Annotated in this window: 14 protein-coding genes; 6 read left to right on the forward strand and 8 right to left on the reverse strand. The window is 56.1% G+C overall.

Going from position 1 to position 20,252, the window contains the following annotated elements; all coding sequences use genetic code 11:
• Positions 1–44 precede the first annotated feature (44 nt).
• Both pglZ and brxL read left to right on the forward strand, forming a co-directional pair.
• On the forward strand, positions 45–2,096 hold the full coding sequence (pglZ, locus tag C0V75_RS21615; protein ID WP_101923055.1) for a BREX-1 system phosphatase PglZ type A: 2,052 nt from the start codon (positions 45–47) through the stop codon (positions 2,094–2,096).
• 12 nt (positions 2,097–2,108) lie between these two features.
• Positions 2,109–4,187 carry a BREX system Lon protease-like protein BrxL gene (gene brxL / locus C0V75_RS21620; protein WP_101923056.1) on the forward strand — a complete coding sequence of 693 codons (2,079 nt, stop codon included), beginning with the start codon at positions 2,109–2,111 and terminating at the stop codon, positions 4,185–4,187.
• A gap of 121 nt (positions 4,188–4,308) precedes the next feature.
• Here the strand turns inward: brxL and C0V75_RS22850 are convergent, their stop codons facing one another.
• The 3 genes from C0V75_RS22850 to C0V75_RS21635 form a co-directional block, all read right to left on the reverse strand.
• Entirely contained in the window at positions 4,309–5,286 is a 978-nt protein-coding gene (locus C0V75_RS22850; protein WP_143710490.1) for a hypothetical protein, read from the reverse strand.
• A 298-nt stretch (positions 5,287–5,584) separates the two neighbouring features.
• Complete coding sequence (locus C0V75_RS21630) at positions 5,585–7,630, reverse strand: VIT domain-containing protein (RefSeq protein ID WP_101923058.1); 2,046 nt, start codon at positions 7,628–7,630, stop codon at positions 5,585–5,587.
• A 3-nt stretch (positions 7,631–7,633) separates the two neighbouring features.
• Complete coding sequence (locus C0V75_RS21635; RefSeq protein ID WP_143710491.1) at positions 7,634–7,978, reverse strand: MerR family transcriptional regulator; 345 nt, start codon at positions 7,976–7,978, stop codon at positions 7,634–7,636.
• A gap of 265 nt (positions 7,979–8,243) precedes the next feature.
• Here C0V75_RS21635 and C0V75_RS21640 point away from each other — a divergent pair, with 265 nt between their 5' ends.
• Positions 8,244–9,665 carry a DUF6538 domain-containing protein gene (locus tag C0V75_RS21640; protein WP_371410715.1) on the forward strand — a complete coding sequence of 474 codons (1,422 nt, stop codon included), beginning with the start codon at positions 8,244–8,246 and terminating at the stop codon, positions 9,663–9,665.
• 7 nt (positions 9,666–9,672) lie between these two features.
• On the opposite strand, the gene C0V75_RS21645 is transcribed toward C0V75_RS21640, so the two are convergent.
• The gene (locus C0V75_RS21645; protein ID WP_216821500.1) at positions 9,673–9,876 is read right to left on the reverse strand and encodes a hypothetical protein; all 204 of its coding nucleotides are present in this window, start codon (positions 9,874–9,876) and stop codon (positions 9,673–9,675) included.
• A gap of 1,003 nt (positions 9,877–10,879) precedes the next feature.
• On the opposite strand from C0V75_RS21645, the gene C0V75_RS22855 reads away from it, so the two are divergent.
• Both C0V75_RS22855 and C0V75_RS21650 read left to right on the forward strand, forming a co-directional pair.
• Positions 10,880–11,437 (forward strand): hypothetical protein, encoded by a 558-nt coding sequence (locus C0V75_RS22855; protein WP_143710492.1) that lies wholly within the window; start codon positions 10,880–10,882, stop codon positions 11,435–11,437.
• A 77-nt stretch (positions 11,438–11,514) separates the two neighbouring features.
• Positions 11,515–13,692: an AAA family ATPase gene (locus C0V75_RS21650; protein WP_101923062.1), complete on the forward strand. Its 2,178-nt coding sequence runs from the start codon at positions 11,515–11,517 to the stop codon at positions 13,690–13,692.
• Between the two features lie 8 nt (positions 13,693–13,700).
• Here the strand turns inward: C0V75_RS21650 and C0V75_RS21655 are convergent, their stop codons facing one another.
• The 3 genes from C0V75_RS21655 to C0V75_RS21665 all read right to left on the reverse strand — a co-directional run bounded on the left by C0V75_RS21655 (position 13,701) and on the right by C0V75_RS21665 (position 16,257).
• Complete coding sequence (locus C0V75_RS21655) at positions 13,701–14,786, reverse strand: plasmid recombination protein (RefSeq protein WP_101923063.1); 1,086 nt, start codon at positions 14,784–14,786, stop codon at positions 13,701–13,703.
• 275 nt (positions 14,787–15,061) lie between these two features.
• Complete coding sequence (locus C0V75_RS21660; RefSeq protein WP_101923064.1) at positions 15,062–15,505, reverse strand: MucR family transcriptional regulator; 444 nt, start codon at positions 15,503–15,505, stop codon at positions 15,062–15,064.
• Positions 15,506–16,026: 521 nt separating this feature from the next.
• Positions 16,027–16,257: a hypothetical protein gene (locus C0V75_RS21665; protein WP_143710493.1), complete on the reverse strand. Its 231-nt coding sequence runs from the start codon at positions 16,255–16,257 to the stop codon at positions 16,027–16,029.
• A 177-nt stretch (positions 16,258–16,434) separates the two neighbouring features.
• Here C0V75_RS21665 and C0V75_RS21670 point away from each other — a divergent pair, with 177 nt between their 5' ends.
• Positions 16,435–19,371, forward strand: coding sequence for a hypothetical protein (locus C0V75_RS21670; RefSeq protein WP_143710494.1), 2,937 nt, complete (start codon positions 16,435–16,437; stop codon positions 19,369–19,371).
• A 606-nt stretch (positions 19,372–19,977) separates the two neighbouring features.
• Here the strand turns inward: C0V75_RS21670 and C0V75_RS21675 are convergent.
• Positions 19,978–20,252 (reverse strand): IS3 family transposase (locus C0V75_RS21675; RefSeq protein WP_254216570.1); only part of this gene is annotated, 275 nt, incomplete at its 5' end.

The raw sequence follows: 20,252 nt of genomic DNA on the forward strand, positions 1-20,252 counted from the left end.
CTGCCTCGCAACGAACGGTCTGACAGAACGTCAGGGGGGTCAAAATTGGACGCCGATACCCCGCCTTAGGGGGTCAAAATTGCACGCCGAAACACAATCTTGCCCAAGAGCGGGACGAGGCGATGAAGCTGATCGACCGTTGCGGACTGACCGAGGTGCTGTGGAAGCAAGTGGGAAGCGCCTATGGCTATCAGGCCAAGGATCCCGGGATTGAGGACTTCGCCCTCACCCTGTTCAAGTCCTGCTATGCGATGATCTTGAACGAGGATGCGAGCCTGAATGCCGAGGCTCTGGTGCTGTTCCGGCGCTGGAAGAACGACAAGACCGGCGCTGCGCATTTCGAAACACTGTCCAAACGGTTCGTTGGCCCGCTGGCGATTTCGACCGATGTCGCCAAACGCGATTTCCGCTACCTGATGGACCTTGATGTCTTCGAAGAGGTGGACCGCCATATCATCCGGCAGATCGTTCAAGGAATGGCCAACCACACAGTGACCCCGAACGAAGTGCTGCGTTGGGTAATGGAGCGTCAAAGCAGCCATTGGCATACGCAGTTCGAGCACATCTACCGGGCCATCCATTTCGCGGCGGAATTCCAGAAGGGCCTGGCCGAAGCGACCCTGGGCATGACGAGCCTCGCCGAAGGGTTCCAGCGGTATGCGAGCAGCTGGTATCGTCTGGATCAGTACTATCGCCGGTTCATCTACCACTTTGAAAAGAGCGCGATGGCAACCCTGCTGGGCACGCTCTTCGAACGGATCGAAAACCTCTACGTCAACAATTACCTGGTCAAACTGAACGACGCTTGGCAGGAGCAGATCAACAAGGCCGCGACCTGGATCATCCCGGGTGTGCCACAACAGATGGATTTCTACCGGGATCAGGTCGGTGAGTATCGTCGCAGCGGCCAAAAGGTCTGCGTGATCATTTCTGATGCGCTCCGCTACGAGATCGCGGAAGAGTTCCTGTCTCGCATAAGAGCGCTCGACCGTTTCGATGCCGAGCTCCAGCCCATACTGGGTGTGCTGCCCAGCTACACGCAACTGGGTATGGCCGCTCTATTGCCAAACCACGCGCTCCGCATCGCGGACGACGACAGCACACTCGTCTTCGATGGTGACCAGCCGACCAGTGGTTCCGTCAATCGAGAGAAGCTGCTCGCAACCGGGCGCAAGGATGATCGGGTGACGGTCCAAGGTGCGGATGCGATCAAGGGCATGAAGACCGACGAGGCCAAGGCGCTGTTCCGCGACCATGACGTGATCTACGTTTATCATAACAAGATCGATGCCATCGGCGACAAGCTGACAACCGAAGGCGATGTTACGCAAGCCGTTGAAGATACGCTCGAAGACCTAGTGACGCTGGTGCGAAAGCTGACTTCGGCAAATGCGACGAACATCCTAGTCACGGCAGATCATGGCTTCATTTACCAGCACCGCGAACTGGAAGAGAGCGACTTCTCTGTGGCCGAGGTTCAGGGCAATGTCCTTGCCCGCAATCGTCGGTTCGTCTTTGGCAAAGACCTGCCCAGCACTTCGGGCATGAAGAAGTTCAAGTCTGCTGACCTCGGACTTACTAGCGACCTGGATGTCTTGATCCCGAACTCGATCAACCGGCTTCGGGTCAAGGGTGCCGGAAGTCGTTTCGTGCATGGCGGAGCGTCGCTTCAGGAAATCGTCGTTCCCGTCGTGCGAGTTGGCAAAGGCCGTGAAAGCGACTTGCGCCAAGTGGATGTTCAGATCGTCAACACTGGCAAATCCTTGATCACATCCGGCCAAGTGTCGGTGACCTTCTACCAGTTGCGGGCTGTCACGGATAAGGTTCAACAGCGGCAACTGCGGGGCGCAATCTATGCTAGCGATGGTGAGCTGATTTCTGACGTCCAAGATCTGAACTTCGCCTTCACTTCCGAAAATCCACGTGAGCGCGAGCTGTCCAAGAAGTTCCTGCTGTCGCGCAAAGCTGATGCTTACAACAACCAGGACGTCTTCTTGCGGCTTGACGAGCAAGTGGGAAAGACCAGTCACTATCAGGAATACGCCCACCAGCGGTTCCAGTTGAAACGTGGCATTACGACTGATTTCGATTTCTAAGGATGTGTCGGCATGACTGACCTGAACTCCAAGATCAACGCTCACTTTCCCGGCTTCGTGGTCAGAAAGGATCTCGTGAAGGCGGTGAAGGGCAACGCCATCGTCCCTAGCTACGTCTTGGAATATCTGCTTGGCCAGTACTGTGCCACAGACGATGAAGCCTCCATCGAAACTGGCATTGAGACGGTCAAGGAGATTCTGCGCAAGCACTATGTGCACCGGAATGAGGCTGGCCTGATCCAGTCGACCATCCGCGAAAAGGGGCGCTACAAAGTCATCGACCGCATCAGCGTCGCACTTAACGAAAAGACGGACGCGTATGAAGCCGTCTTCGAGAACCTGGCGATCAAGAAGGTCGCAGTAGACAGCGGAACGGTCAAAGCCAACCCGAAGCTCTTGGTAAGCGGGGTCTGGTGCATCGCTGACGTCCAATACGAGCATTCCGACGATCAGCGTATCTCGCCCTGGATGTTGGAAACACTGAAACCTATCCAGATTGCTCGGGTCGACTTTGATGTGTTCGTCACGGCTAGGAAGGAATTCACTACCGAGGAGTGGATCGACCTTCTGATGCAGAGCATCGGGTTTGACCCTGCGGCCTTCGGCAAGCGTAGCAAGCTTCTCCAGCTGATGCGTCTCATCCCCTTTGTTGAACGCAACTACAACCTGATCGAGCTAGGGCCCAAAGGAACGGGTAAATCGCATGTCTATTCGGAGTTTTCGCCGCATGGGCAGCTGATCTCTGGCGGTGAGGTCAGCATTCCCAAGCTGTTCGTGAACAACTCCAATGGTCGTATCGGGCTCGTTGGATACTGGGACGTGGTGGCCTTCGACGAATTCGCGGGCCGGGACAAGTCGGCTAACAGAGCGTTGGTTGACATTATGAAAAACTACATGGCCAACAAGACCTTCTCGCGGGGGGTCACACCGATGGGCGCAGAGGCCAGCTTCGCCTTCGTGGGTAATACGGCCCACAACGTGCCCTACATGCTCAAGAACAGCGATCTTTTTGAGGAACTGCCGAGCCAGTTCCACGACTCTGCATTCATCGACCGACTGCACGCCTACCTGCCTGGCTGGGAGGTGGACGTCATCCGGGCTGAAATGTTCACGGCAGGTTTTGGCTTCATCGTTGACTACCTCGCAGAGATCCTGCGCCATCTGCGCAGTGATGACCTTTCGCATCGCCACCAGGCCTACTTCACCCTCGGGCCGCAGATTTCCACTCGTGACCGTGACGCCATCAACAAGACCATGTCTGGCTTTATGAAGCTGCTGTTCCCAGCCGGGAGCGAAACCGAAGGTGAGGTGGAGGAACTGCTGCGACTGGCCGTCGAAAGCCGCAAGCGGGTGAAGGATCAGCTAAAGCGCATTGATGCGACCTATCCCGCCGTAGACTTCCATTTCGTCTCAAAGGGTGGCCGGAAGGTGCAGGTCACGACTCTGGAAGAGGACGAATACCCCCAGTTCTATCATTTGCATGCCGCAGGCACTCAAGAGCGCAAGCCGGAGCAAGCGTCGGACACAGATGCCGTCGTGGAAACGGTCACCAGCACAACGGCCCCGGACACTTCGCACCATACCCCGGAACAAGAGGCTAAAGGGCCGAAGGAAGGACATTTCGTTTTCGCGGAAAACCGCAAGGGCGTCAGCTTCCATAAGCTATTCGGCCCTTACTTGAAGGGTGCGACGAAGATCGTGGTCACGGATCCCTACATCCGCCTATTCTATCAGGTGCGCAACATCATGGAGTTAGTGGAAACGGTCCTGCGGCTAAAGGAACCCGAAGACCAAGTCACAATCGAACTGGTCACCTGCCCACATGAGGGTGATATCGGCAAGCAACGAGAGAACCTGGACGCCATTACAGCCGCTTGCGAAGGGACTGGCGTAAGTTTCACTTGGTCGTTCGACGGTACGGGAACTGCGCATGCACGACACATCGTCACTGATACTGGTTGGAAGATTTCGCTCGACCGTGGGCTCGACATTTTCCAGCAGTATCAGATGAACGATGCGTTCAGTTTGGCAAACCGCCTTCAGGAACACAGGGCGGTCAAACAGTTCGAGGTCACTTACCTTCGGATTTGAGCCACGTATCGTATAGTGAACCAAGTGTCAGGCCCACGATGGTGACATGCACGTCCAAAACGCTTTCGACGTCAGCAGGTCAGTAGCATTCCCGTCATCTGCTCCACCTTTCGTGATGCGTTCAAGTTACGTCCCAGTCGATCTTCCGCACGTCAAACGTGGTTTCGGGCGCTCTATTCAGTTGCCTAAGGATGAAGCTGACGGGCGCGTCACTGAGTGGCTTCACTGGGCGTGTTGGCTGCTCGTACGGGTCACTGGATTGCTCGCTCTTTCTTTCCTTGGGCTTACCCTTTCCAGAGTTGTTCTGGGACTCGCCTACTTGTGAGATCCGCAGCTGCTTCTTGCTTCTCTTCTTCTTTTGAGGTGGTTGTTTTGCCTTCTTGGGGGCCGGGGCAGCTGCTTTCTGATGTCGAAGGTAGAGTTCCCTGAAGACAGCCGGATACTCGGGCTGCGCCTGCAGCCAGATAAGGGGCGAACCTGCTGCCCTTACTTCACCAAAAAGCTGACTGTTTAGGTTCGGAACAGAGAGTGTCCCCTGTTTCTTGATCATCTGGTCTACAAGGCTTCGGATGAGCCTAATCCGCTGGTATTCGTAGATGTCCTCCGCCGTTACAATTGGCTTGTGGAATGCAACAGACTGATCTGACTTTCTGGCGGATTTCCTACGTTTCACCTCTACCGGCACAGATCCTGCTAGTTGCCGATGATTATCCCTTAACTCTCGTTCCTCTCGTTTCTTTCGCTTTTTGGCCTCTAGAGCACCGAACTCGCTCTGAGACGCCGCCCATGCAAACGGCGAACCAGCTTCACGAAGTGCTGCTTGCAAATCTGGATGTACGGTACGTGGGATCTTGATTTGATCACGTCCCATCAGAACTTGATCGATTATGGTATGTAGAAGGCTCTTGCGGGCGCCTTCAAGAAGCTTCAGAGGGTCGATTACCTGCTTCGACTTTAATGATTTCGGCCTTGAGGTTTTTGTCTGGTTGCCACGGGGCGGAATCTTCCTGCTGCCGAACGGAACACCATCGTCCGCAGGGTCATGGGAAGCGAACCGCCCCCTTTCGATTATTGTGCTGCCTCCGTAGAAGTTACCCATTGAAGCTCCTCAGGATTTTGGGAAGTTTAATCGTTTGTCGGATATGGTCCAGCTCGCTTTTCTAGGCTACACGCGGGTTATCGCATCTTGGGCAGAAGACCAAAGCTGCAGCGGGGCCGACGGCTGCGAGGAAGACTTCCGAGCACCTGCCTTATTGAGGCGCAAGCTGATCAGATGCCGACCGTCCTCGAAAACGAGGGCAGAGCAATCAACGAAAGCGCTCGGCACTAACCCTTTGGACGGCCAATGAGAGCGGGCCAGTCTTGGAGTGACCTGATCATTTGCTTTCTCAAAACCCTCACTGGCCCAACGGCGCACCTGCTGCGCTTGGCCGCCACAGTCGGAGGTGCCCCCAAACGCTAACCGCCATGCCCTTGAATGCACGCCGGACGAAGCGCCGCCCCAATCGGTCATCAATGAGGTCGGCAATCAACGCGAGGGCGACGATTTCAGACGAAAGGAGTTTAGCCTTCCCGAAGTTGACAATTTGCACCATGCCCGCGAGCGAACTCACAACATCGCGCTGCTCCTCGCTCAGGCCCCGTAGATTGCCAGCTAGCAAGTCTTCGCAAAGCGCATCCCAACGCAGACTGACAAAAAGCTGGCGGATATCGTGCGCAGAAACGGGCGGCAGCAGGTCTTCTGAAAGCACTGTGTGACGAGCTTTCGCAAGCCGAGCGAAGCTTTCTCTAAAGCCGATAGACGACATATCACCGGCACTGGCTGCCGAGAACGGAACGGGTGCGGCCCTAAATGCGCTAACCTTAAGCGAGCCGATGCTATCGCTCAACTCTGCAGGTGATCGTGCCATCAAAGGCACCTTTCGCTGCTGCGCCATGCCTTCAACCATTGCCCCCACCTCGTCTATCAGGACAAGGCTCGTGCGATGCGTGCAAAGGCTATGCGCCCGTGCAAAATCTTCGGCCGCCTCCGCACCGAGAAGCGGCAGGGCCAAAGCTGCAGCGAAGCGGCCGATTGCGTCAGAACTGCGTACCTCCATCGCATCGGACCACTGTGCAATCAACTCCACCCCACCACGCAAGGCCTTCACACGTTCCGGCATACCGGAGGCCACCGAACCCTCCACCGCCCGCCCTACGCTACGAAGCGCTGAAAAGGCAAACGAAAGGCTCGCTGCCACATCGTCACCCGGAGCATAGTAGAGTTGTCCCCCTGTCATCGTGCAGAGCTGCCCGAGGTTTGCATCGAGACTGCTTGGTCCCACAAGGATGGCGCTGATGCGTGCCTGCGAGGCAGCAAGCGCATCCACAGTGGATGACCAGGTCTGCCCATCGGTCAGAACCAAAATGTCCGCCGCCCCATTCTCCAACGCCGCCTTCACTGCCCGTTCTAGTTCTGTACCTCCATTGGGTTTTTTCAGCTTCGAAACGAGGCGCGCCGCGTCCGGTCCAGTGGTCTCCCCGATCTGCCTGCACGTATCATCAAACTCCCAAAGTGCGATCCGGTCGCCCCCACGCAAACGACCAAGCTCAAGACGCAAACCGTCGCGAATAGCCTCCCAGATCGTCAACCCTCGCGGACCCGCCGCCTGCTCTCCCGTGGATCCCGAATGGTCAACAAGTACCGCGAGGTCGAGAGCGCCAGCGCCTGCTGCAATCTGCCGTAGATCGACCCGGACCTGCCGCCCGTCCGCAGCAACGCCCTGGTGCGTCCCGAAGCGCCCGCCCTGCACCACGATCTCTATTGAGGCATCAAGCGTGATCCGCTCAACGCCCGAAACCTGACGCCCCGAAAGCAGTACTTGCCCAGCATCTGTCGTCACCGTCAGATCGGCCTCATGACGCACAGCTGCACTTGTTACGACGTCATCTACGGGTGCGAGAGGGGAAGAACCGTAAAGTTGTCCTACAGTCACGGGGATCCGCAGGAACGGCCCGGACACTCCGGCAGACATCGGCACAACGGTTTGGAGTTCAACCGCAACTTCCCTGCCGGGGGCCAGATTACCCACAGACAGCGCGTGGATGCCCCGCAGCACCTCCTCATGCAGGACAGCAAGCCTGCCCTCTTCCAGCGCTGCTTCGTAATCCTCTCTGGCCTCCTCCTTGGACTTGGCAACGGCCACCATTGTGCGACCATCCACGACAGCCCTCAGGCTAGTCACCACTGCTTCAAAACCCACCGGCATAGTCAGGATCGCCTCGACGGGACGATCCTCGACATTGGCAAAACGTCGCGTGGTGACAACGGTTGCAAGACCAGCCGTGACGTCTACCGAAATCACTGTTGCGACCAACGGCACCGGCGCGGGCCGACCATCCGAGAATACCGTCAACCCATCATTTATCGTTTCAAGCGAGTGGCCGAATGTCGTGATGTCCATACCTTATCCCTTTGCAGCATAAGCCCGCAGCGCCGCCTCGGCCGCACCCAGAACCGCTTCGATGTCGATAGCCTCCGGGGAAATTCCCGGATCGACGCGCAACTCCACGCCACCTGCCTGAAGGATTGGCACAGCATCATCGAAGGCCATAAGAACCTTGATTGAGCCGGGCTTCATTCCCATCCGGTGCAGCGCCAGATACCGCTGACCCTTCACAACATGCGTTTCATCGTACGCATCGGCAGCACGACCGGTCTTTCCCGCCGGAGGAAGGATACCCTCAGCGATGAGAAACCGGATTTGTCGCGCCGGAACGCCAAGACGTTCGGCAAGGTCATTCAAGGTCATGTCAAACTCCAACAAGACATAAATTGTGTCGCGTTTAACGTGGTGTCAAGATAACTCGACAAATTTTTTGTTTCGAAAGACATGGGAGCTGATCCACTTCCTCTTCGCCCGTCGCATCCAGTCCGAAAGGTCGAAACCCGGAATCACACCCGGACAGCTTTATCGCGCCTTTTCAGTGCGATAGGATGACGCGCTTGACGCATCTTGGCCCGAAGTGTGATACGCATGTGATACAGCCCCCTATCGCACAGAGTCGCGTCTGCTCATGCCACATCTATGGAAACGTGGAAAAGTCTGGTGGTTCCGCATGCGCTGCCCGCAGAAGTATCGCACGATCTGCGATCAGGAGTTTCTGACCCAATCCCTCGCGACCGACAGCAAGACGGCAGCCACTGAGCTGGTGCCCATCATCAAGAAGCAGTTCCTTGCGGAGCTTGATGCACGTCTGTCCGGAGAGGCGCCCGAACAGACCAGAGAGGCTTTCCATGCGACCCTGGCCCTGGCGAAGACCCACAACATCAAGCTCAAGTCGATGCAGGAGTTGGTCGAAGGCCCCGTAAAGGACATCGTCGAACGCATCGAGCGCTTGCAGCAGATGAAACCCACGACCGCATCTGCATTGTTTGCAGTACAACTGGGCGGCCTGCAGCTGCCCACGACGACGATCACCGAACTCGCCCGCGACATGGCAAACCTTCGTCCGGACGAAGTGGCAATGAAGAACCCACGCCAGCTTCGGATCTGGAAAGCCAAGTGGATCCGGGCTGCGGAGGCCTTCGTTGCAGCTGTTGGCGAAGACAAGAATGTTCAGGATATTGATAAGCAGAATGCCTTCGACACGCGGCGCTGGTGGCAAAACAAGCTCACCGGAGACGACCGGGTCACGTCCGAGTATGCGAACAAGCATCTCGGCTACATGCGCGCCATGATCGACACCTACTTTGCGGACGCACAGATCGATTCATACGTCAATGTTTTCGGCGACATCCGCATCGAGCAGAAGCCCGTTCACGAGCGAAAGAAAAAAGAGGCGCGAAAGCCCGAACTTTCACCGAACTGGATCGCCGAGAACATTCTGAAGCCAGGATCCTTGCCGGGGTTGAACAGAGAGGCGCGGGACATTGTAATCATCTGTGCGGAAACAGGATGTCGAGTGTCCGAGGTCTTCGATCTGCCGGCCGCATCCATCGTCCTTGACGCTCCGATCCCGCACATTCGTATTCGTGTCGAGGAAGGACCAGTCGGACAACGACGCGACATTAAAACGGCAGCGTCGATCCGTGATGTGCCCTTGGTCGGCGCAGCCCTCGAGGCCATGAAGCGAAACCCGAAAGGGTTTCCCCGGTATCGTGGCAACGGCAACTATTACAATACTGCCCCGAAATACTTCAAGGCCAACGGCCTTTTTCCCTCAGACACCCACGGCCTAGGCGGGTTACGTCACAGCTATGAAAGTCGCATGCGGCGCGCAGGCATCGACAATGAGGAGCGCGGTCTCATGATGGGCCATTCGCTGAAGAAAATTCGCGGACGCGAGGTCTATGGCGACGAGACCAGCCTCAAGCTTCGAGCACTGTTCGCAGAAATGGTGGCCCTTCCGACAGAGACCTGGACGCCCCGACCACAGGCCGAGTTGCGAGCCGAGATCGAAAAGCTTCTTCTCGAGGAAGGGTTCCGGGTGGCCTGACGAAATTTCAGGCCACCCTTCCCAGCTTCACTGCTTCACCCTGCGATGCGCCGCCGTCTCTGGGTTGACGCCCAGCAGCCAACTTTCGGGCAAAGTCCCGAATGTTCTCGGTGCTGACAAGACTGTCATGCTCGGCCTTGAGCTTCTCGAGCAGGGGCAGAAACTTCTCACCGTCCGGGCGAGAGACGATCTGCTCCGCAAGATACTGCATGCTGCTTCTAACACGATCAATGTACTCCATTAAAAAGACCTCTTCAATAAAGAGGCCAATACCGGATGTTTTAGCAGAGAGTCAATACCCCCTATTTATGACAAAACTAGATTCTTGTAGGGAGGCTGCCACCCTCTATAATTCAACGACAGTGAGACCGACGGCGAGACTTGTGCAGGACCCCATGTAGCATGGCGCGCGTTGAGTTGTCGGCTGTCCCTCAAGCTGACCTGGGGGGGAACCGCCATCTTAGTAAACAGCCTCAGGCTCAAAAATTGCATCAAACCCATATCGTCGCAAGCTGGACGAGAGCACTATAGTTCCAAATTAACCCTCCCTTTGATTCAGCTCGAGCAAGCTCAATAGCGCGTCAGCAGATGCCCCTTGCATCATAGATGTATTGATTGTCGAGACGGCATAAGCCCACCCAATCCCTCAAAATCGCAGGACGGCCCAAATCAAAGCGCCCCAAAGGGGCCGTGGTGCATTTGGCGCGCTTACTGGCTCATCGCCAAAAATCTTTCTTTGTACTTAATTCGCGCCTTGATTCACTTAATCTAATGCGCAATTTATCCATTCAGAAAGTCAGCGATGACAGATAACGGAGAATGCTCATGATGAAATATCATCTAAACAAGGCGGTCAGAAGCTCTTATCATCTCTCAGCCGCCTTTCAGCGAGAGGCTGGCTGAGACGCTAAAAGAATCTATCCCCCGCACAGTCTGAAGGTGGCTACTTCAGACCAAGCTGATTGGCGCGCCCTTGGTTGCGTGGCGCTGTCGATCACTAAGTATCTTCGACCGAGCGGTCGGGGCTGTGCGGCACTGCTCGCGATGCGGTGTTACTCCGCTTTATCCGTCGGTTGGCCATGCCTTCGGAACGCATCGCGAGCTCTTTCATCTCCCTGAAATCATTGGGTGCACAGCCACTCTAATGGTCCGGATTACCTTGGAGACGGCACACAGCGCCTTGAACACACACACCATCATCAAAAGGACATGACATGACGAACCAGAACTTCTTTCCCGCGCTAGAAGATGATCCAGAGGATCTCTTTCCAAGCGGCCAGATGCACATGCTGGCCCCCATCATTCGGGGGCAACTTCGCGGTTTTCCGGAAATCTGTCACAGTGTCCGCAGTGCAAATGCAAAATTCATTGGCGCAGCTGGCGAATTCCTGGTCGATAGTGTTCTTACGCGGCACGGGCTGCGCGTCTGGACTGCCCCCGATTTGCACTGTGCAGATCGCCTTTTAGATTTGTCTGGGCACGCCCTGCTGCTACAAATCAAAACAATCACTGCACCGACCGATGGCGTCTGCAGCTTTTCGATGCAACGGGGAAACGGGCGCACTGGCGGCCAAAGGCCATATTCGGCGAATGCATTCGACATCGCAGCCCTTGTTATTCTCTCACATAATGCAGTGAAATTCATGCCGAACTTCGGCAGATCGTTCCGCATACTTGAATCTGAACTGCCAGCTTTGATTGCAGATCCAATTGAGAGCCTTGAGGTGAGTATCTCAACGGTTCTGCGGAAGAAAAAGCGCTACTACTGCTGAGCGCATGATGATCCAAAGCCCGACAGGCATAGAGGATTACCCGCACTTACCCCAAAATCATCGATAAGGAGAAATGGATGGAGCCATCTGAAAAAACCTCAAGCACGGGACCGCTGAATTCAAACACCCTTTCAAAACGGAAGGCCTTCAGGCTTGTCCTGCAGGACAAATGGAACCAAGAGGTCCACGGCGTCAAACTCAAGACGCGGAGCAATCTCTACTTTGAGCTTCACGCCCCTGACATGGAGAACGAAGGGAGTAGCGACTGCGGCACTTCGGCTGCAGCTGCTGGCGAGGGAGCGCCTCAGAAACTCCGATTGCCTTGGATGCCGACGGCAGCGGTGGTTGCGGATCTCGTGGCGGTCGGTGGCCTTGCAGATGCCCTCGAGACGCAGTCGGCCGTCCTGCGCGTCCTCGAACCCGCCCATCTCACGCATGTTGTCATGCCACTGCTTGAAGATGACAGCGGCGGAATTGTCGGCGCGATCAAGGAGGCACTGATACTGTGGACTGGTCGGTTTGGTCCCTGGGATCTTCTCGAAACCGAGCCGAAGATCGTGGTTTGCAGCGACGCGCAGGATACGACGTGCCGAGTTCCGCAATCGCTCAAGCAGCTCGGGTCGCGGGTTGAGAACTACCTGCGCTCGGGAAATCCAGTCATCCTCATCACAGCAAGCGAGGAGCTTTTCGCGCCTTTGCGCCGTCATGTCGGCCTTACGCTCCGCTGTTCACGAATGAACCGAGCACTTGTCGTCGAAATCATCTGCGCACTGCATCGAAAGGCGGCGCGCCTAGGGCCGGCCACCATCCGTGACCGACTTCCAGACGACCATCTACTCGCACGGCTGACGACAACACAGCTTCAAGCCGCACTTCGACTGACTTCACCGGATCAACTTTTTGGCCGGCTGAAAGCTCATGCAAAGGTTCCCGCAGCCCTAGAAGCCGTGACTTTGGACAAGGTGCGTGGTCAACGTGAAGCGGTGGGTCACCTCAAGCGCATGCTTTCAGATCTTCAGGCTTGGCAGGCGGGCGCCCTCAAGTGGTCGGAGGCAAACATGAGTGCCGTGCTTTATGGCCCACCTGGAAATGGAAAAACGATGATTGCGGAAGCCTTTGCAGGCAGCGCAGGCATCCCTCTTCACGTCACCAGCTATAGCGACTGCCAACGTCATGGGCATCAAGGCGATATGCTGAAAGCGCTGAACGACGCCTTCCGTGCGGCCGAAGCTTCGGTTCCATCAGTGTTGTTCATCGACGAAATCGACAGCTTTTCAGACCGTTCGCGTGAGGGTTCGAACGATCAGTACCTTCGTGGCGTCGTCAACGGCCTGCTGACGCACCTGACACGAGCTGCCGCGACTCCTGGCCTCGTCCTTTTGGCTGCGACGAACGACCTTTCTATCGTCGATCCCGCAGTTATTCGTCCCGGAAGGTTTGACCTTAGGATTCCGGTGGGAAACCCGGACAAGGAAGGCATCAGGGAAATCCTCTCAGATCATCTCTCTGAATCCGGAAATTCCGAAATCACTGCGGCTGACCTGGAAGCGGCGAGCATCGAACTGGTCGGATCATCGGGTGCGACCGTCGCCAGCAAGGCGCGAGAAGTGCTGGGTCGGGCTCGAGCAGCCAATCGGCCGGTCACCCGCGACGATCTCGATGCTGTCCTGCGCGCATATGACCCGAATATCCGAAACGAGCACCTTCGGCGGATGGCCGTGCATGAAGCCGGCCACGTGATTGTGAGAGCACTCTCGACCTTGCCAGCCCCCAAATCTGTGCGGATTGGCGGCGGGGGCGGTCTTGTAGAAATGCCTGCCCTGCCTTTTCTCACGCCGGAAACGGCGGACGAAGTGCTCCAAGAATTGCTTGCCGGCCGGGCTGCTGAACGTTTGGTCATGGGATCAATCTCGAGCGGCGCCGGCCACGGAACGGACAGCGATCTTGCTAATGCGACGACGCTTGCCGTGCGAATGCACTCAGAATGGGGCTTTGCGCCAGGTGCACCGATCTGGCAGCCAGCCGCGAACCTGATGCAACTTGGTTTGCCGAGAGCCATACAGTCTGCGGTGGAAGAGCGTCTGCTCCAAGCCGAAGCCGCAGCGGAAAGGGTCCTGCTGGAACACATGGATGCGCTTCTGGGCCTGAGTGAAACACTGATCAAACAACGTGAACTCTCCGCCGACGAAATTCTTTCAGTGCTAGACAAGCTTGGCCTGCCCGTTGGCGCCCACGGGGCTATGACGGCCGCCTGAATTGAAGCTCAACTGGGGCGGTAGGCGGGACCGCCTCCGCTCTGTCGGTCTTCCAACGCCTCAGAGATTGCCCTGAGCCGCTTCTGGAAGGATCCGGTAGCTTCCACGCCAAGCTGCCGAGCGATGTCGCGCATCACACGATCAAGGATCCGGATTTGGTCCAGCAGTTCTTCTCGATCTCGCTGAAGGTCTTCAAATCCTCGGACAAGCTCCTGACGAAAGCGCCGAAGCTCGTCCGCGTTCTTCTGGTTCTTCTCATGCCGCGCCATAATCTTCTGCTTCGCATCGACGACTTGCGCCTGAACTTCCCGCAATCGCTGATTGATGCGCAACTCGGTGTCCTCAAAGCGTTCAGCGGCTTTGGCGAGCGCGTCTTCTTCTATGTCCTCCGCAAGCTGACGGGCTGCGGCCAAGGCTCTCCGTCCAGCTGCCGGTGTCTTGTTGCCGTTTCCGGTCTCATCGACGCGCTGACCACGAACAAGGTCAAACCCAGCGGCCTGCATTTCCGCTGCCAGCCAGCTCTGGAGCATAGCAAGAATGTCCGGACCCTTTACGTCCCCAAAAGCTTTATTGTGGCTGACCTTCAGTCTCGTCCGTTCAGGTTGCCTCAAGACGCGGGACTGGCTCCTATAGCGTCGTTCGTGCAGCGGCAGGAAAAAAACGGAAAGATGGGGCGTCGTCTCATCTAGATCGAGGCGGGCTGCGACAGACTGGCCAGGGAAAAGGCGCTCCCACGCCCGTAGGCAAGCGTCCGACCAATCGTTTGCCAGCGCAGTGTCAACCGTACCGTCGCTTCTTGTGAAAAACGACTTGGAAGCGATGAACATGATCTCCGTCGCAACAATCGCGGACTTGTGCCACTTGGCACCAAGTTCACCAGCTCGAGCACGCAGACAACGTGTGATGTCCGCCGGTGTCTCGCATCTCTCGAGCTGGACTGCATCAGGATCGAAGACGTAGTGCTCGTTCATCTGACTTCGTGTCAGATCAATGTGGGCCGCCTTCCGGACCCGACGACCGTGTTCCGTCGCAGCAGCAACGTCCGCCCATTTTCTAAGCGGTCTTACACGCAAACAAATCATAGGTTTACTCATTCTCCACCTCACCTTTCCGTTCACTGAAGATCAGTTAGGCCGCCAAGGTTTCAGAAAGGTTAAGGATCTGTTCGCTGTAGGTACGGCCCCGCCCAGCAAGACGAGTTCACGCTCGGTCAACGGGGATATTGAGGCGGATCGAATTCTCTTAACTCACTAAGAGATTTTGAAGCAAAGGGCGGACACGGCCCGCCAACCGTCCAGAGGTACAAATGCAAGGAGCCACCGACCCGATGATCGATGGCTCCTTGACTAAGGCCTCGGGAGACGTTGCGTCAGCGACGGGGGTAGTGCCCGAGCTTCAACGAGCGTGCGATCTCGCCACGACGTCTTGAGTAAGCCGGTGCCGTCATTGGGTAATCGCTATCAAGACCCCACTTCCGTCGATACTCATCCGGCGTCATCCCATAGGTCTCAGCCAAGTGTCGCTTCAGCATGCGAAAGCGAAGCCCGTCTTCAAGGCAGACCAGGTATTCATCTTGCACAGATTCCTCGACTGCCACCGCCGGGATGAAGCGTGCACCCCTAGGGCATGTCAGCTGCTGGATGCCAACCGCACTCGACGGCCGAGGTTGCTCATCCGTGTTGGCAGACATCAGCGATAAGACCAAGTCGACAGTCAGATCCGCAACAGCGAGCGCGGAAAGGTTACGCTGAGAAAGCTGCTGATTAACGACGCATTGAACTGTTGATTTGAGAAATTGTAGATCAGTCTTCATTTAAAATCTCCCTTAGTGAAGTTGATGAAAAACGGATAGCGCATGAATTAAAAAATGGCAAATGGAAAAGTCTGTAAAGGATGTTACCTATTTTATCTTTCCAGCAAGCGCGCTGATCATATCACACAGCAATATAGAGGCATGAAAAAACAACAAAAACTGGCAAAACTTAAAATCTCGGTTCGCAGTTTATCTCAAGCGTCCCATCTCGAACTGCAGAAATTATCCCAAAAGCAGAGAGTCCATTTCAGGCGCATGAAGGCAAAGAAGTGTAACACATGCGGCCCTGGGGCCAGACTGCCCCTAGGACAGCCTTCCCGGATCGATTGACGTGATGTAATCTCATCCAGAACCTTGTTGCTGGACTTTGCTCAAGCCCGTTGGATACCAAAACAGGTTTTCTCAAGACTTAACTCCGAGAACCGCATCTCAGAAGCCAATACAAAACCAACCCCAAGAGAAAGGAGGAGAGAGGCGAACTCCCCCCTCCTTACGGAACAGTTTAGGAAGCTACACGCGGCCTACTGTTTTGAGATTTTTTTCCATCTCCTCGTCCATTCCGTGCCAACCTTGATCACGACCAGTCCGGCGGCTGTCAGGTAGAAGGCCGGTCCATCGACCGTGCCGCTCAGCTTTGCGGCAATCGCCACACCCGATGCAACAGCGTTACTGTACGCGAGCACATCCGGGATTGACCCGGCAAGCTTCTTGATTTTTCCGTCCGACTTGTCGACTTTCAATGTGGGTTCCATGCGGTCGTCTCCATGCTCTCCCATGTGGGGCCGAGGCCGTCTGTCCAACGGCCACCCGGTGGCTTCGAAGCGGAGCGAGGCATTTCGAGCGCTGGCCCCATCTTCGCTTCGAATCACTACCGGGAATGGCTCGGGGCCGCCTGAAACGCCGGAAACAACGGAAACGCCGGAAACAGAGTGCAGGAAAAAATTTCTAAGTCGAACACCCATCGCGCTTTCTACATGGGTCTTGCGGAGGCGCTTGGCTGGACGCCGGCACATGGTCTCACGCCAGGACTCCTTGTCACCGTTCTGGAAAAATTCATACCATTGAGCAGTGGGATCTTTGAGGACAGTCTCCGAAGGAAAATCGCTTATCACTTCGAAAAAAATTTCGATAAGCGCATGCCCCCTACCTCGAAGGACTTCTTTCGTGATCTGGCGGTAGACATCACCAATCACACCGATCAGGAGCTCGCCAAGCGACTACAGCAAGTAAACAGGAACCTAACCATCGACCCAGCCCTCGCCGTTTCTCCGGCCAAGCTGAGAAATGCCGCTGAGTTTATCCTCCAGTGGATACAGGGCAGTGTCGGACAGGAATACCCGCGCCAAGCACGGCGTGAGGCTCCTGAAACCCGGGCTACGACGAGGGTGCGCAAGCGCCATTCCTCACCGCAGCTGCTCAAGTTCTACGAAGGGCTTGGCTATTTTTCACGGAGCGAGTTCAAGGCCGAGCAGCCGTCCGAAGGCAGGTTGCTGGAGGATGAAGAGGAGATTGTCGACGCGTTTCTGGAAGAGCAAACGCAGGTCCTGATGATTTCCGGTAGCGGCGGCGTGGGTAAAACGATGCTGGCCCACGAGCTGACAAGAATTCTTGTGATGCGCAGTCATCGACTGAACCCAGAATATCACTACGCGTCAATCCATGACGTTAAAATCATAGACAAGAAGTGGAAGTCCCCGACCTGTCTGCTGCTCGACTATGCCGAGAGGATGCCCTCCGCTGAAGAATGCATCAGGTTTCTTGAATCCGATACCGGCAATCTGCTGGTCCTGACCACGCGGGAATCCAGCAGCGAAAGCCTGAGGGCGGATTTTGCGCGATTCCGGCCCTTTCATCGCCGGATCGATCCGCGTGAGGAAAGCTACGCCAGCTACCATACATGGGTCCTTCGCAAGATCATCACGAAGAGCCTGCGCGCCAGCCAATCCGTCTGCGATTCAATCATCGCCCTCTGTGCATCGTCTCTTGCGCTCGTGGTCTTCTACTGCTTCCAGCATGTCCGTGGACTGACTGGCGCCGATCATGCCGTACTCCGTCACAGTCCTGGTCTGGCAGACTGGCTGGCCCGAAAAATGCCTGGTAGCAGCCTAAACAAAATTGCGGCCCTCGTCACCTCATTGCCCGCCACACGAGAGGCCCTCTCCGAATCCGACCACCTAACCGTCAACGCCCTGATCGATGACGGCGTGATTGAACATGAACCCATAACGGACATCATGGAGCCATTTCACGATGTGGTCGTTGAAGCGATATGGGACACAGCGATCAAGACCGGCACTGCGACCGCAGCACGGGACGACCTGCATAAATGCTTGCTGGAGGCTTCCAAGCGCTGCGGGCTTGAAGCGTTCAGTGCATTTGTCGAACGCTACACGGCATCCGACTATCCGGCCACTCATGTTAAGACGACCGTCACCCACTGGGTCGGGCTGCTCTTGAAAATCGCGTCCACTGATGAAAGTGCTCGGTTCAGAGCCTTGCAGGCGATGCTCTCCTATGACGTTCCCGTCGATGAAGCTTTGATCCAGCACATCAGTAACGCTCGCAAGGAAAGTCAGCGGCTTTTTGAACAGTCTCTGGTGAAAGAGGTTGTCAACAAGACGCCCGTGGGGCGAATTGTCCGCCGACTGAAGGGAAACGCGCTGCTCGCAAAGCACTCAGGCGCTCTGACCATGATTGACAGGCAGGTACGGGCCCAAAACGGTACGAAGAACCTCAATGCGGCCTACCGCGCTTGGCAGGAGCGCTACCTCCCCATGATTGAGGACCGTATCCTCTGCGCCAGTCCAGCAGATGAGCACCTGCGAGGCCGGATGTTTTGCCTGCTCGCGCTTTCCCAGAAGAACCCTGCCCACGCGTGCGAGGTCATGTACCAGATACCGCAGATGATTGATGTCCTCGGCATCTGGAAAGACTATGGCGAGTTCGGTGAGATCCTCTCCCGCATCCTTGCCGCCCGCAAGGATAAGGTCGGCGATCTGGCATTTTTCGTAAATGAATGGATCCTAACGCAACTGCGGTCCGAGCCAGATGAAGAGCAAGTCAGTGTCAGGCCAAATGGCAAGATTGCCCTGCTCTTGATCAGCTACTTTCAGGCGGGTGGGACTTTGGCCGATGTCAGAGAGGCGTTTGACCGGTGGAGCGCGACGGCAAGTTCTGACATAAAGATCGGGTTCAGGTCTGGTTACTGGCAGGTGCTCTATCAAGCATTTGTGCCCAAAAAGCTTGCCAATCCGTCTGCAGATTTTCTTGAAGAATTGGTCCCTGATCTGGTCGAACGCCTCCAGGATGTGTGGGAAAGCGGGTCCTCGCTGAGCGCCTGTCTGGCATTGGCGAGGCGCTTGATCGAGTATGACGACGACTTCCTCAGTGAGGTTCGCAGCATGATTCGGTCCTCATTTGAAAGGGGTGATCTGGACGGGAGTCGGGATGCCGATCTTCTCCTCGGTCGGTTTACCTTCGATTTCCAGGGAATACTTACAGATGATGAGCGGGCGATGGTGTTTTCATCGCTTGAGGCCGGGGTGCCTTCGACGACGCTGGACCGGAAAGCTGTGGCTGATGCCCTCTGGTACTGGAACCGACTTCCGCTGGGACGGCGGGTGCTCGATGCCGCACGAGAGTGGTGCAAGAAAAATCCTGAGGGAATTGGTGCCTTCATGTATGTGTGGGCAGATAGGGATCGGCGCCATAGTAACGACACAGACCGCAGCATCGATGATGTGATCGAGGATTCAGAATTCTTGCAAGAACTGAAGCAACTGAGGCTCGAGCTCGCAGAACAGAGGCTGAGCGGGGGGCACGCCCTGCGCCGTGGGCAGCCTATCGAGGACCGATTTAATGAATGAACACCTAGGCCCTCCCGCTGGTATGTTCTCTCGTTGAGCTCCCTGTTCGGCAACTGCGCTTCCCATTTTCCGAAGTAGTAACTTGGGAAGAAAACTCGACCGGACGGAAAGGGCCGATGGCACTGCCTGGCCTCCTTCACGAGGGAAGCACCATCCTTGCCACACCTGCAAGTTTCCGCTTCGCCTCCATAGCCGACGTTGCCTTGAACAGCTCTGCGCGCGGCATGAATGACCAGTCTGGAGATGGGCAACTCGGCGCTTACCGGAGAGTGGTCTGAAGGTATCAGCCGATGTCAAATTGATTTACCGGCAAGAATAGTATCCGAGCCGCATCATGCTCTTCTAGCGGCTTTAGGGTCGCGCTCTTATCAGTTTAGCTGATCAGGGATCCTAACATAAGCCCCCTTGAGCATTCCGGTTTACAGTTGTTCATCCCTTCGTCAGCCAGCGTTCCTAATTGATGTAGCGACTATCGCGGAAGTTTGCAGGCCGAAAACCTACAAGTTGGGTAGTTGCCTAACTCAAGAACCGAAGGGCGCCCAGCCACCCGAGCGCCCTCCAATTGTCAGTTCAGCCTTGGACTTGCCCGGTTTTTGTGGAGAGCGTTTAGCTCACTTCGCGGGCCTTTCGCTCGAAGGCGATGGGGCTTTGGAAGCCGAGCGATGAATGTCGCCTGACGGGGTTATAGAACCCGTCGATGTATCTGGCGACGGCGTTTTCGGCCTGATGGCGGGATTGCCACGCGACTGGCCAGATCAGTTCGGACTTGATGGTTTTGAAGAACGTCTCGACCATCGAGTTGAAGCTCCTATATTCGTCAAGCCGGTAGTGTGGGCAATTTTGGCCTGCACAGCGCCGTGAAGATTTCGCGGACGATGTAT

This window comes from Tabrizicola sp. TH137, assembly GCF_002855575.1.
Lineage (GTDB): Bacteria > Pseudomonadota > Alphaproteobacteria > Rhodobacterales > Rhodobacteraceae > Paragemmobacter.